13 protein-coding genes are annotated in these 13,331 nt (G+C 39.7%); 10 read left to right on the top strand and 3 right to left on the bottom strand.

Going from position 1 to position 13,331, the window contains the following annotated elements:
- Window positions 1–16: 16 nt before the first annotated feature.
- Window positions 17–913 carry a LysR family transcriptional regulator gene (locus MLE14_RS08205; RefSeq protein ID WP_243297877.1) on the bottom strand — a complete coding sequence of 299 codons (897 nt, stop codon included), beginning with the start codon at window positions 911–913 and terminating at the stop codon, window positions 17–19.
- A 157-nt stretch (window positions 914–1,070) separates the two neighbouring features.
- Between MLE14_RS08205 and hpaI the strand changes: the two genes are divergently transcribed.
- From hpaI to MLE14_RS08245, 8 genes are all read left to right on the top strand, one after another.
- Window positions 1,071–1,985 (top strand): 2,4-dihydroxyhept-2-ene-1,7-dioic acid aldolase, encoded by a 915-nt coding sequence (gene hpaI / locus MLE14_RS08210; RefSeq protein ID WP_243297878.1) that lies wholly within the window; start codon window positions 1,071–1,073, stop codon window positions 1,983–1,985.
- Window positions 1,986–2,027: 42 nt separating this feature from the next.
- Window positions 2,028–3,548, top strand: coding sequence for a 5-carboxymethyl-2-hydroxymuconate semialdehyde dehydrogenase (hpaE, locus tag MLE14_RS08215; protein ID WP_390628518.1), 1,521 nt, complete (start codon window positions 2,028–2,030; stop codon window positions 3,546–3,548).
- Window positions 3,549–3,814: 266 nt separating this feature from the next.
- Window positions 3,815–5,284 carry a 4-hydroxyphenylacetate 3-monooxygenase, oxygenase component gene (gene hpaB, locus MLE14_RS08220; protein WP_243297879.1) on the top strand — a complete coding sequence of 490 codons (1,470 nt, stop codon included), beginning with the start codon at window positions 3,815–3,817 and terminating at the stop codon, window positions 5,282–5,284.
- Between the two features lie 11 nt (window positions 5,285–5,295).
- Window positions 5,296–6,279 (top strand): 3,4-dihydroxyphenylacetate 2,3-dioxygenase, encoded by a 984-nt coding sequence (gene hpaD, locus MLE14_RS08225; protein ID WP_243297880.1) that lies wholly within the window; start codon window positions 5,296–5,298, stop codon window positions 6,277–6,279.
- Window positions 6,280–6,393: 114 nt separating this feature from the next.
- Window positions 6,394–7,824 carry an aldehyde dehydrogenase family protein gene (locus MLE14_RS08230; protein ID WP_243297881.1) on the top strand — a complete coding sequence of 477 codons (1,431 nt, stop codon included), beginning with the start codon at window positions 6,394–6,396 and terminating at the stop codon, window positions 7,822–7,824.
- Window positions 7,825–7,838: 14 nt separating this feature from the next.
- A complete protein-coding gene (locus MLE14_RS08235; protein WP_243297882.1) occupies window positions 7,839–8,303 on the top strand; it encodes a flavin reductase family protein in 465 nt (154 codons plus the stop codon).
- A gap of 150 nt (window positions 8,304–8,453) precedes the next feature.
- Entirely contained in the window at window positions 8,454–8,819 is a 366-nt protein-coding gene (locus tag MLE14_RS08240; RefSeq protein WP_243297883.1) for a hypothetical protein, read from the top strand.
- A gap of 88 nt (window positions 8,820–8,907) precedes the next feature.
- Window positions 8,908–9,225, top strand: a complete 318-nt coding sequence (locus MLE14_RS08245) for a YciI family protein (RefSeq protein WP_243297884.1) — start codon at window positions 8,908–8,910, stop codon at window positions 9,223–9,225.
- A 33-nt stretch (window positions 9,226–9,258) separates the two neighbouring features.
- On the opposite strand, the gene MLE14_RS08250 is transcribed toward MLE14_RS08245, so the two are convergent.
- Window positions 9,259–10,194: a 3'-5' exonuclease gene (locus tag MLE14_RS08250; protein WP_243297885.1), complete on the bottom strand. Its 936-nt coding sequence runs from the start codon at window positions 10,192–10,194 to the stop codon at window positions 9,259–9,261.
- A gap of 230 nt (window positions 10,195–10,424) precedes the next feature.
- On the opposite strand from MLE14_RS08250, the gene MLE14_RS08255 reads away from it, so the two are divergent.
- Window positions 10,425–11,690, top strand: a complete 1,266-nt coding sequence (locus tag MLE14_RS08255) for a LysM peptidoglycan-binding domain-containing protein (RefSeq protein ID WP_243297886.1) — start codon at window positions 10,425–10,427, stop codon at window positions 11,688–11,690.
- 106 nt (window positions 11,691–11,796) lie between these two features.
- Window positions 11,797–12,594, top strand: a complete 798-nt coding sequence (locus MLE14_RS08260; protein WP_243297887.1) for an HAD family hydrolase — start codon at window positions 11,797–11,799, stop codon at window positions 12,592–12,594.
- Window positions 12,595–12,619: 25 nt separating this feature from the next.
- On the opposite strand, the gene MLE14_RS08265 is transcribed toward MLE14_RS08260, so the two are convergent.
- Window positions 12,620–13,222, bottom strand: coding sequence for a YqaA family protein (locus tag MLE14_RS08265; RefSeq protein ID WP_243297888.1), 603 nt, complete (start codon window positions 13,220–13,222; stop codon window positions 12,620–12,622).
- Window positions 13,223–13,331: the final 109 nt, after the last annotated feature.

Raw genomic sequence — 13,331 nt, forward strand, 5'->3', positions numbered from 1 at the left:
TGGACACTCCCAAGATTTACAAGCAAGTTTTTTGAGTCTCAAATGTTTTTAATAAAAATTGGGCACTCTTCGAAAGATACCGGTCTTTTAGCCAAATGACAGCTGATTCAGATAAAAGTGCAGAATCATAGATTTCAACGGTTATTGTTTTTTTAGTAGGAAACGTATAAAGAGTTGATTTTGGAACAAGGGTAACTCCTACACCAGCGTCGACCAGTGCCAAGAGCATCGCAGCATCCGGACAGTCACAAGCGATTGTCGGATAAAATCCATGCCGTTTACATTCATTAATAACCATTTCAAATTGTCCGAACCCGTTAATCCGATGAAGCAGCAATAATGGAAATTTTTTTAGTTCTTTCATCGAAATGGCTTTGGCAGAGGATAGCTGATTTTCCCATTGTTTCGGAACAACGGCAACATACGGTTCATTTGGAAGTGGAATCATGGAGAATTCCTGGGTGTTTAGCGGAAGTCGTACAATCGCAAGTTCAACTTCCCGGTTGCGAAGCAGTTCACTTACATAGAATGTGTCACCTTCACGCAATTGAAAGGATACATTTGGGTAGAGCTCCCGAAATTGCCTAATCTTATCGGGCAGATGGGAAAAACAAGTTTTGACAGAGCCAATGGCCAATACCCCGCGAAGTCCTTCGCCCGTTTCTTTTACTTCTTGTTTCGTTTCTTCCAATTGAGTGAGAAGATGACGGGCACGCTGGTATAGGAGCTTTCCTGCTTCCGTTAATTCCAGGCTGCGGCCATTTCTTTCAAGGAGGGTCACACCCAATTCTTGTTCGAGCTGTTTTAATTGTTGACTGAGAGGGGGCTGTGCCATATGGAGTTTTTTTGCGGCTCTGGTGATTTGTCCTTCTTGGACAATCGTACAAAAATAAAACAGCTGTCTAATGTCCATAGCAGACCTCCAATCCATATATATTTCATATGGAAAACCAACAAAATAGATATTTTTTATATAGAGTATCACATGATACAGTAAAAATGAAAGGGTTTTCATAAAATTTAAAATTATCATTCATTACAAAAATGAATAAAAGGAGTGCTTTGAAATCATGGAAAGATATGAGGAAGCAAAGCAAAGATTGAGAGGCTCAATCGCCCCTATTGTTACGCCGTTTTTTGAGGATTTTACACTGGATTTAGAGTCCCTTGAAAACCTGATCAGCTGGCATATTGAAAGTGGGAGCCACGGCATTTCAGTTACCGGTACGACTGGTGAACCAAGCTCGCTAACATTAGATGAACGGATTAGGGTGATGGAAAGGGCATTAAAGGCAGTGGATGGCCGTGTTCCTTTCGTCCCAGGAACAGGTTCAACCAACCATGAAGAAACCCTTTATTTAACGAAAAAAGCTGAGGAAATGGGCGCCGATGCTGCTCTCGTGATAGTTCCTTACTACAACAAACCTTCTCAACACGCTCTCTATAAACACTTTAAAGCAGTGGCTGACTCCGTAAGTATTCCCATCATTGTCTACAACATTCCTGGCCGTACAGGTACCAACCTCGAAGTTAAAACATTAGCTCGTTTAGCAGAAGATTGTCCGAACATCATCGGTGTCAAAGAATCAAACAAAGACTTTGAACATGTAAATCGCGTGTTATTAAATTGTGGCCGTAATTTCAACTTGTATTCAGGCATTGAGCTTTTATGCTATCCGATGCTTGCTATTGGCGGAGCAGGTTCTATAAGTGCAACAGCTAATATTGTACCTGATAAAGTGGCTGAACTCCATGATGCCTGGTTTAATGGCAATCATAAAAAAGCGCTGGAACTGCACTATGAACTTATGCCTTTAAATGATGTTCTCTTTAGAGATACGAATCCGGCCCCTGTTAAAGCCGCATTAGGCATGCTCGGAAAAATTAAACCTGTTTTACGATTGCCGATGGATTTACCTGCAAAAGAAATACAGGCAGAAGTGCGTCAAGTATTAAGCCAATATACAGAAGTTCCAGTAGAGTAAAAATCTTCATTTCGAAGGAGGGAGCATAAATTGCAGAATCAAATTATCAAGGGAGCGGACCGGTCTATACACAAGCAAGTAGAGGATATCAAACTCTATATCAATGGTGAATTTGTGGAGGCAAAGTCTGGAGGGACAATCGATAATATAGATCCTTTTACAAATGAAGTGATCAACCGAATTTCGGAAGGTCGTGCTGAAGATATTAAAGTTGCTGCGGCAGCGGCTAAGGAGGCATTTGAAAAGGGTCCGTGGGGTTCGATGAGGGTAAAAGAACGAATGAACTATATTTACCGGATTGCAGATTTAATTGATGAACATAGTGAAGAACTATCTTATCTAGAATCACTGGATACAGGGCTGCCAATCAGCCAAACGAAAAAAATGGCAGGACGGTCTGCGGAAAACTTCCGATTTTATGCCAGGATGGTTGAATCTAAACTTCACGGGGATGCCTATCCGGTTGATGGCGAATATATCAATTATACAATCTATCAGCCTCTTGGCCCAATTGGACTGATTACCCCTTGGAACGCACCTTTTATGCTGACAACGTGGAAGGTTGCTCCAGCTCTTGCAACAGGAAATACAGTCATTTTAAAACCAGCTGAGCTATCACCATTAACGGCTAATAAACTCGCAGAAATCATACATCAGGCAGGCGTGCCCAAAGGGGTATTCAATGTCGTTCACGGATACGGGGAAACAGCAGGGGCTGAACTTGTGGCACATCCTGATGTAAAAGCGATATCCTTTACAGGTGAAACCGTAACAGGTTCTACGATTATAAAAAATGCAGCTGACTCACTAAAGAAAACATCGATGGAACTTGGAGGGAAATCTCCTCTGATTGTATTTGATGATGCTGATTTTGAAAAAGCGGTCGATGCAGCCGTTTGGGGGATATTTAGCTTTAATGGCGAGCGTTGCACAGCCAATTCACGTGTGTTTTTACACAAAAATATCAAAGACCGATTTATCTTTGCTTTAAAGGAAAGAGTTGAAAACATTGTGATCGGTGATCCTTTGAACCCTTCCACACAGCTCGGGCCTCTAATCGATAAAGGACATTTTGAAAAAGTAAGCTCTTATATTGATTTGGCAAAGCAGGAGGGATGTGAAGTCATTCAAGGGGTAGTTCCAGCGGAATATTCCAAAGGGAACTTCCTGCCGCCAACCCTTCTCTTAAACGCAAAGAATGATATGAAGGTCTGCCAGGATGAAATCTTTGGTCCCGTGATGGCGGTGATTCAATTTGAAACAGAAGAAGAAGTGATTCAGGCAGCGAACGATGTGAAATATGGCTTAGCCGGTTATGTGTGGACCAATGATATTAAAAAAGGACATCGCGTGGCACAAGCGGTTGACGCTGGCATGATCTGGGTAAACTCTCACAATGTTCGTGACCTCCGGATTCCATTTGGCGGCATGAAGCAAAGCGGAATCGGCCGCGAAGGCGGACATTATGCTTTTGAATTTTACACCGAACCGAAAGTGATTCATGTTGCAATTGGAGATATTCATATTCCTCAGTTTGGAAAGAAAAAGCAAGAGAAGGATTGAGTGTGACGGATTTCTGATAAATAGTGCAGATTCGACGATAAAGACAGATAATTCGTTGAAAATGGTTGATAAACCCTACGAATTCGTTGATAAAACTAAAACTTGTTGAAAAACGCAATGGATCCGTTGATAAAAACTGAAATTCGCTGATAAACCAAAGAATCGGTTGATAAAAACAAAAATTCGTTGATAAACCCTACGAATCCATTGATAACCACTACAAATATGTAGATTAACGGCGAATTTCCAAGGAGGGAGAAACGAGTATGCCAGCCAAAACGGGGCAGCAATATATAGATCGCTTAAAAAAGGCGAATAACAACGTTTACATTCATGGAGAAAGAGTTCAAGATGTGACCGAACATCCGGCTTTTAAGAACGTTATTCAATCAATGGCTCATTTATATGACCTTCAATATGAAAAATCGGATAAAATGCTTTACACGTCTCCGACGACGGGGGATAAAGTAGGCATGACATTCCTGCAGCCTACCACAATTGACGAGCTAATCAAAAGAAGAGAAGCGATCCAAGAGTGGGCGTTAACTTCTGGAGGAATGATGGGACGCTCTCCGGATTATCTCAACGCTGAGGTAATGGCAATGGGAATGAACAATGAGATCTTTGCAGAGGCAGACCCAATGTTTGCCGAGAATGCTAGAAAGTACTATGAGTATGCCAGGGAAAATGATATTAGTCTGACACATACGCTTATTCATCCGCAAGTTAACCGCGCAAAGGCACAGCATGAACAAAAGGATGCAAATGTTGCGTTGCATTTAAAAGAAAAGACGAAAGATGGAATTTATGTAGATGGAATTCGCCTTCTTGCTACCCAAGGGGGTATTACCGATGAGATACTTGTTTTCCCGTCAACTGTAAAAAAAGCAGGAGAACTCGATGACCCTTATTCACTTGCGTTTGCGATACCGAATAATACACCCGGACTTAAATTTATCAGCCGTGAATCCTTTGATTATGGAAAAAGTACATGGGATCATCCATTAGCTTCTCGCTTTGAAGAAGGCGACGCAATCGTATCATTTGAAAACGTGTTTGTACCATGGGAACGGGTTTTTGTTTGCGGCAATTCATCGATTTGTAACCGTACCTTCCGTGAAACCAATGCCGTTGTGCATATGGCTCACCAAGTTGTAGCAAAAAATGTCGTTAAAACAGAATTCATTCTTGGCGTCGCCCTCTCTATCATGGATGCGATTGGAATTGAGGGGTTTCAGCATGTTCAAGATAAAGGCACTGAAATCATGCTGACCCTTGAAACGATAAAATCGCATTTATTTAGGGCTGAGCATAATGCGAAGCTTGATAAATCAGGAACTATGACCCCCGATTTTGATGCATTAAATGCTGCACGCAACTGGTATCCGCGGGTGTATCCAAGATTAATAGAAATAGTTCGTGTACTTGGGGCATCTGGATTAATGGGAATCCCGACAGAAGCTGATTTTCACCACGAGGAAATTGGTCCCATCATCCATCGCGGTCTTCAGGGGAAAAATCTCGAGGGCTATGAGCGTGTACAGCTCTTCCGTTTAGCCTGGGATTTAACAATGAGTGCTTTTGGAAGCCGTCAGACGCATTATGAATATTATTTCTTTGGTGACCCGGTCCGGATGGGAATGGCCTACTTTGAAGGGTATAAAAAAGAAGAGTTTAAACAACGGGTCAATGACTTCTTGAATCAAGGCAGCAATAAGCCTTTTTCAACTGTGTAAGGGGTGAAAAAATGAATTTTAATATCATACGTGCAGCTAGAGCAGTTTTGCATGTTACAGATTTAGAGGCATCCCGCAAATTTTATGTGGATACGCTAGGGTTTGTAGTAACTGAGTCCGATGACAATCATCTTTATTTACGCGGATTAGAAGAACAAAGCCATCACTCTTTATTATTAAAAAAAGCAGAAGGTCCTGCCCTTGAGGTCTTAAGCTACCGTGTCCACTCAGAAGCAGACCTCGATGTTCTGGCTGAATTTTTTACAGATAAGGGGTTTAAAACAAAGTGGCAGGAGGCTGGTACGCAAAAAGCAGTTGGCCGAGCCTTGCGCGTTGAGGATATTTCAGGGCTGCCGCTCGAATTTTATGCAAAAATGGATTCTGTTGAGAGATTGCTTCAGCGCTATGACCTTTATAAGGGAGCAAAGGTGCAGCGAATCGATCATTTTAACTGTATGGTTCCGGATGTAGAAAAGGCTTATCATTTTTATATAAAAGAATTAGGGTTTGCCTGCTCGGAATATACTGCTTCTGAGGGAGATCGGATTTGGGCTGCCTGGCTTCACCGGAAACCCAGTGTTCATGATGTGGCGTTTATGAATGGGAAAGGTCCGCGTCTTCACCATATCGGATTCTGGCTTAGTGATCCAATGAGTTTAATTCATGCTTGTGACGTGTTAGCTGCAAGCGGATATACGGAAAGTATGGAAAGAGGACCTGGCCGTCACGGGCTTTCCAACGCATTTTTCCTATATTTGCGCGACCCGGATGGCCATCGGATTGAACTGTATAATGGAGATTATTTAACGAGTGATCCCGATTTTAATCCGATACGCTGGGATATTAACGATAAAAGACGTCAAACCTTCTGGGGACATGAGGCACCAGATAGCTGGTTTAATGAAACAACTCCAGTTTTAGACCTAGAAGGTCAGTCATCAATCCCAACCTCAGAACCAACTCTGAAACAGCATAAACCTACCTTTGTTATTTAAAACCATATAAACTAAAATAAGCAAATATTAAAAACGGGATGATCTATTCAAAGGTCTTCCCGTTTCCCTTACAATCAAAATATATGGTTTAATAAGTACGGGGAGTGACGCAAATTGACCATTGAAAGAAAAAAATTATTTATTAACGGGGAATGGGTTGAGGCAAAGGAGTATCAGAGGCTAACATCCCCTTATACGAATAAAGTGATTGCGGAAATTCCAATGGCAGATGCTGATGAAGTAAATCAGGCAATTGAAGCGGCACATAAGGCACGAAAAGTAATGGCAAGGCTTCCGATTCATAAACGATCTGATATATTAGCTAAATTAGCACAATTACTTGAAGACCGATTCGAAGAGGCAGCTAAAATAATTGCTTTAGAAGCCGCTAAGCCAATCGAGACAGCGAAAGCAGAGGTAAAACGGACGATTCAAACGTATAAATTCGCCAGCTTCGAAGCTAACAGGATTGGCGGAGAAACGATTCCGTTAGACGCAGCTCCAGGCGGAGAAAATCGGTTAGCTTATACAATTCGTGAGCCACTTGGTGTGATTGGGGCGATTACCCCGTTTAATTTTCCGATGAATCTGGTTGCTCACAAAATTGGTCCTGCCATTGCATCAGGCAATACAATCGTTTTAAAACCAGCTTCGCAAACACCGCTCTCATCTTTTTTTATTGCTGAACTATTACAAGAGGCCGGTTTACCTGATGGCGCATTAAATATAGTAACTGGCAGCGGCAGTAAAGTAGGAGATCAGATTGTAACAGATAACCGTGTTAAAATGATTACCTTCACCGGCAGCCCAGCAGTCGGGATTGGTATCCGCAACAAAGCCGGATTAAAACGCGTGACACTAGAACTTGGTTCGAATTCTGCTGTGATAATAGATCAAGGCGTTGATCTCGATAAAATTATAGAGCGTTGTGTAACAGGGGCATTTAGCTTCCAGGGTCAGGTCTGTATTTCGCTTCAGCGCATTTACGTTCATGAAAAGGAATACGAGCGTTTCGTACAAAAATTCGTAGAAAAAACGAAAATGTTAAAAATAGGGGATCCATTTGACCCAGAAACTGATGTATCAGCCCTTATTTCTAAAAAAGATGTTGAGCGTGCTCTTTCCTGGATTGAAGAAGCGGTAGAGGGTGGTGCTAATGTTTTAACTGGTGGAACGGTTGAAGGAAATATTTTATTTCCAACAGTGCTGACGGATGTGGATGCTTCATTAAAAGTTTCGTGCCAGGAAGTCTTTGCTCCTATTGTAATTATCAATAAAGTATCCTCAATTGAAGAAGCATTTGACCATGTCAACGATTCCCGCTATGGACTGCAGGCAGGAATTTACACAGATCATATAAATTTAGCTCTCAAAGCAGTGGAGACATTAGAGGTCGGTGGTGTTATGATAAATGATATCCCGACTTTTAGAGTAGATCACATGCCATATGGCGGAGTCAAAGAAAGTGGAACAGGGAGAGAAGGAATTAGATACGCGATTGAAGAAATGACCGAGATGAAGCTGGTTGTCATCAATCGTAACTAAGGGGAGTGACCTAATTGGATGATCGTACTTTTAGAAACGCAATGGGGAAATTCGCAACCGGAATAACGGTTGTTACAACAGAAGTGGATGGAAACATCCACGGAATGACGGCCAATGCCTTTATGTCAGTTTCCCTCAATCCGAAACTTGTACTGGTATCGATTGGACATCATGCAAGAATGCATGACATTATTCAAAAAGCAGGGAAATTTGCTGTCAGTGTTCTGGCTGAAAATCAGGAAGAGTATTCTGTAATTTTCGCGGGACAAAAGAAAGATGAACATAGTATTCATTTCAAGCGTTTAAATAATATGCCTGTAATTGACGGTGCATTAGTGAATCTAACCTGTAACGTATATGACGCCCATTTAGCAGGAGACCATACCCTGTATATTGGTGAAGTAACAGATTTAACTATGCAAGACGGAGATCCGATTCTTTATTTTGGTGGAAAATACCGAAAACTAAACACAATTTAAAAAGGGTGGATAGCCACCCTTTTATTATACGTACTAAATCCCTTATAGCTTTCAAGATGCCAAAAAAGAGTTATATATTGAACAACATACCCCGAGGATATAAAATATTACTTGCAGTGTTTGCCTATTTAATGAAAGGGGGCTGGGATAATGATTTATATTTTGATAGTGCTTATAAGTTTTATTTGTTTAAAATTTTATAATAGATATGTTCCCATTTATGGGGTAAAGTGTTCTTCAACACAAGAGGTAAATGAAAGTACTACACAGATTATCGATGTAAGAGATTATAATCAAGCCTATAAGGATCCTGTGCATGGCGCCATTAATATCCCCATAGCCTATTTAAAGAGATATCATCATCAATTAAAGAAACATAAACTCTTTATCGTCGCGTCCAGTCCTTTAGAAAAAAATCTTAGTATCCGTTATTTAAAGAGAAGAGGTTACAAAATTTTAGGCTATAGATTGACTGATTGTAAATGTAAAGAATCGCTAAAACGTACATTTGCTTAGTTATTCAAGTTACTTAAGAAAGGGGCATATTATGCCTCTTTTTTTAGAAAGTACTCCTATAAAGTAAATACTGAATTGGAGGATTAATGTGAAAAAATTTGTTGTTTTATTAAAAAATAAAAAGCCAAATCAACTTACTGCTCAACTACTGAATAAACATGTAGATCATTTAAGAACATTAGATAAAATGGGGAAACTATTTCTATGCGGGCCATTTGAAGACAATAGCGCTGCCATACAAATTATTGTAGCTGAGAACTATGAAGAGGCTAAACAATGGGTGGAAAAGGATCCTTTCGTGGAGGAAAAGTACTATCAAACTTATGAACTGAATGAATTAATCGAAGCAAACGAACAAAACAATTGGCTACTGGATATTCCTCAAACAAAAGGTAATTTATCATGAAAAGAAAGGTAGCAGTATGTACGGAGGAAATATCTATCCTCCAAAAGCAGCCTGGTGCTGCAAAGGTCTTACGGAATGCTCGTCCAATATCATAATCTTGGATGAATATGCCTTGTGAATATCATAGGTGACACGCAAATCTTCGTAAAAGCGTCCAATAGAACGTGCATCTTCTATATTTTTCTTTGAAAAAATCCCAGATCTGTTGATAACAATATTTTCATATTTTTCTGCGAGTCTTTTTGCCTTTTTTAAAAATTTATAGGCATCACTCATTTTGATGACATCTCTGCCTTCTCGATAAAGAAATAAGATATCATCTTTTATAGCTTTTGACACGGACGCATTGATTTTTTCTATTTCATCTGGAACTTCATTCAAAATATATTGCTTTAGCATAATCAAGTCAGAATTTAAACGTTCGTTTAAGAAACAAAGATAGATTTGCAGCGTATTGTAGGCATCCCACATTGGATTATGCTTATCTCCAATAAACTCTTTTCCGTACAATTCCAATGCATTTTGTACTGAAAAATGTGCTTTCGTCACCCTTTTTGAAAAGATTGCCTGAAAGTCTACATATCGTTTCTCAATTTTTTGAATGGTTCGAGACGGCAATTCATTGCGCGCTGCGTCTATTTTTAATCTGGCTAAGTCGCTTTTGGACCACGAGAAGAACTGAGAGCGTTTCACTCCGCCGACCCAATATAAAAATTCAGCAAACACTTCTTTGAAATCCTGGGCATTGTTTAAATCATCATCGGTTATTCCCGTTAATTCTGTACAAAATGGAGTTAACTTCTTTTGATTTTGAGGACGAATAAAACGATCGAAATAAGAAATTTTCTGTGTTTGCAGATCATATTTAACTGCACCCAAACGGATCGCTTCCATCTCTTCAAATTTCATTCCCCGATTGGAACAAAGCATTTCAAAATCAAAGAAAATATATTGCTGTAGATCTGCCATGGTTTCTCCTCCTTTCCCAACCGCACATTATATCAGGAAAAGAAGCTGAAGAGAAGGCGTAATTTATGGCAATTCATGCTCTTTTTGTCTTTTACCAAGGCTGTTTTCGCATGCATTTGTGTGAAAACAGTCTTACCAAACATTCCTTTGCATTTTCTATGGGAATTCAAAGTTTTAAGTACTATTTCCTTAATTTAAGACCATAAACTAGGAACAAGGGGTGAAAGCAAATGACCGTACATGTTGTCCAACCTGGAGAATCCTTATGGCAAATTGCAAATCAATATCAGCTTCCGGTATCATCTATTGTTGAAGTAAATGGTTTACCTTCTGCGAATGCCATAATACCTGGTCTGGCGCTTTACATTCCAGACGAAGCAATTGTTCAGGTAAGACCTTATATGCTTAAAGCAGGAGATACGCTTTGGCAGCTGGCTAATCGATTTAATACAACGGCAATAGCTATACTGCAAGCCAATCCCGGAATAGATCCGAGTCAATTAAAGATTGGACAAAGGCTTTTGATTCCAACTCCGTTAAAACCCCAAATAGAAACGCTAGGATTTATGATTCCATATTCACCACAATCCGCTTTACCCACTCTTCGGACTTTATCAAATTTGCTTACATATGTGGCAATTGTATCTTATTCGTTTACCGCAGAGGGCTATGCCTACATGTTATTAGATGATACTGAGATCGTCAGGGAAAGCAACGGGCTTGGCGTTACACCTCTCTTAATGATTCGTAATTTTACATCCGAGGGTTTTGATGCTGAATTAGCAGGGAATGTGTTTGCTAATCCGCTTTATCGGAGAAATTTAATAAATAGTTTATTACAGTTTGTCAATGAAAAAGAATATGGCGGAGTCTCACTGGATATTGAATTTATTCCTCCAGCACGAAGAAGAGATTTTAATACATTTTTGAACGAATTAAAAGCTGCTCTTGGTACGCGCATACTACATGTTAATGTCCATGCAAAAACCGAAGATTTGCCAACGAATCGGATCGTAGGTGCCTATGACTATCAGGTGATTGGTGAAATTGCAGACGTGGTAGCGGTTATGACGATTGATTATGGATATCCAGGAGGTCCGCCTGATCCGGTAGCCCCGCTGTGGTGGATGTACCAGGTTGTCCGGTATGCAACGAGTTTGATTGATTCTCGCAAGGTGCAAATTGCATTTCCTTTGTATGGGTATGATTGGAGAGTAATCGATTATACAACTACTGCTTTATCCGTAAATGGGGCACAAAACCAGGCAATTTCTGCTAGCACAGTGATTGAATACGATCAGGCAGCTGCCTCACCATGGTATCGGTATTGGAAGGGAATGGAGGAACATATTGTTTGGTTTGAAGATATTAGAAGTTATCAGGAAAAATACAATTTAGTCGATCAATATCGATTGTTAGGTATCACCTACTGGCAGCTCGGATTACCGGCTCCACAGAACTGGACTTATTTACAGAACAGATTTATTGTAACATAGAGTAATCAGAGATCCGTTAAGTCTTTTTTATTTTCACAGAGGAATTGAAAGAGGTAATTCCGAATAGTTAGCAATATGAATGATGAACGTCAGGAGCTGTTAAATAATGCACAACCTCTGGATTACCTTTGATTTAGATGGAACGCTCATGCAAAATCCGTTTGTGGACTGGGTGTTTCCTGAAATTGTAACAACCGTCCTTGAAAAGACAACACAACCTTTACATGTATTAGAAGATATTATTGCTGAACATAACCGAAGAATGCATAGCAATCAATTTTTAGAAGCCTATGATTGGGACGATATTGTAGCTCAATATTTAGCACAGCATGAATTATCAATAGACATGAATGTTGAAGAACTAGTCAAAAAGCATTCGATTCATTCAAAAGTTTATCTTTTAGAGGATTCAGTGACAGAAGTGTTAAAAGGGTTAAAAGCAAAGGGATTTTCATTAGCTGCGGCTACAAATGGATATTTAAAATATCAGGCACCGGTAATGGATGTACTAGGGCTGAGTGACCTCTTTGATATCGTTATCACCCCAGAAATGGCGGGTTATGCGAAACCGGATGTAAAAATGTTCGATTTGCTTCGGAACAAGGGAAAAATTGTGGCTCATGTCGGGGACCGGATTGACCATGATGTTAAAATAGCCAAACATGCGGGAATTCCATCGATACTTGTTGATCGGCGTTTGCCAGCATCCGTAAAACAAATGATTCCGACAAAAAGGAGTCATGAACCTGCATATATTGAACTTATGAAGATAAAATGGAAAAAGGAAACGAAGGGTCGAGTCGGTGAATTGCCAGAGGAATTAATTCCAGACATGGTGATTTATTCAATTGAGGAACTTGATGATTGTATAAGAGAGCTAGTAATTAGCCAAAAGATGCCTTGAACTAATTCGAGACATCTTTTCTTTTTTATAGTGATTTTTCTTTGCTTTCTTGGTAAATTACATTGATTTTTTTCTTTTGTCCTCTTTTTTTGAAATAAAATCCAATGAGAAGCAGAACTGCAATTCCACCCATCACATAAGTCAGTTCTTCTTTGACAAAATTGGCTGAAGCTTCTCCATAAAAATAGAAAGCAAAGCCTACCACATAGAATTTGACAGCACGGCCAATCGCAGCATAAGCAAGTAATTTCCATAAAGAAAAATGGAAACATCCGGATAAAACCGTAAAAACTTTAAATGGGATTGGTGTAAAAGCTCCAATTAATATTGCGGCTTCACCATTTCGATGAAACAAAGCGGAAGCCGATTCAATCCATTTTTCCTTTAGGATTTTATATAAAACGGAGTCACCCAAAACCTTTCCAATTAAATACCCGATTGGTGTTCCCAGCAAACAAGCGATATACCCAACCGTTGCTAACCAAATTGCATTTTGGGGATCAATAATACTTAAAGAAACTTGAAGGAAAAAGGCGGGGATTGGAAAGATAATCGCATCTAAAAAAGAATGAAGGAACATCCCGATCAAACCAAATTCTTTAAAAAACTCAACTACAGCATCAACCATGTATGTGACTCCTCAGGTAATCAGACATAATGAAATCAAGTACCATTTTATTAGAAAAAAAACCCTTCTTTTTACCTATTTTATTGTATTTAAAGCCTTACTACTACTA

The sequence above is a fragment of the Bacillus litorisediminis genome, assembly GCF_022808645.1.
Lineage (GTDB): Bacteria > Bacillota > Bacilli > Bacillales > JC228 > Bacillus_BF > Bacillus_BF litorisediminis.

What these genes read in the sequence shown, in the direction of transcription:
- MLE14_RS08240 (WP_243297883.1), top strand. Translation starts at nt 8,454, where the DNA reads ATGATTTATATTTTGATAGTGCTTATAAGTTTTATTTGTTTAAAATTT.
- MLE14_RS08205 (WP_243297877.1), bottom strand. Translation starts at nt 913, where the DNA reads ATGGACATTAGACAGCTGTTTTATTTTTGTACGATTGTCCAAGAAGGA.
- hpaD (WP_243297880.1), top strand. Translation starts at nt 5,296, where the DNA reads ATGAATTTTAATATCATACGTGCAGCTAGAGCAGTTTTGCATGTTACA.
- hpaI (WP_243297878.1), top strand. Translation starts at nt 1,071, where the DNA reads ATGGAAAGATATGAGGAAGCAAAGCAAAGATTGAGAGGCTCAATCGCC.
- MLE14_RS08265 (WP_243297888.1), bottom strand. Translation starts at nt 13,222, where the DNA reads ATGGTTGATGCTGTAGTTGAGTTTTTTAAAGAATTTGGTTTGATCGGG.
- MLE14_RS08260 (WP_243297887.1), top strand. Translation starts at nt 11,797, where the DNA reads ATGCACAACCTCTGGATTACCTTTGATTTAGATGGAACGCTCATGCAA.
- MLE14_RS08250 (WP_243297885.1), bottom strand. Translation starts at nt 10,194, where the DNA reads ATGGCAGATCTACAGCAATATATTTTCTTTGATTTTGAAATGCTTTGT.
- hpaB (WP_243297879.1), top strand. Translation starts at nt 3,815, where the DNA reads ATGCCAGCCAAAACGGGGCAGCAATATATAGATCGCTTAAAAAAGGCG.
- MLE14_RS08255 (WP_243297886.1), top strand. Translation starts at nt 10,425, where the DNA reads ATGACCGTACATGTTGTCCAACCTGGAGAATCCTTATGGCAAATTGCA.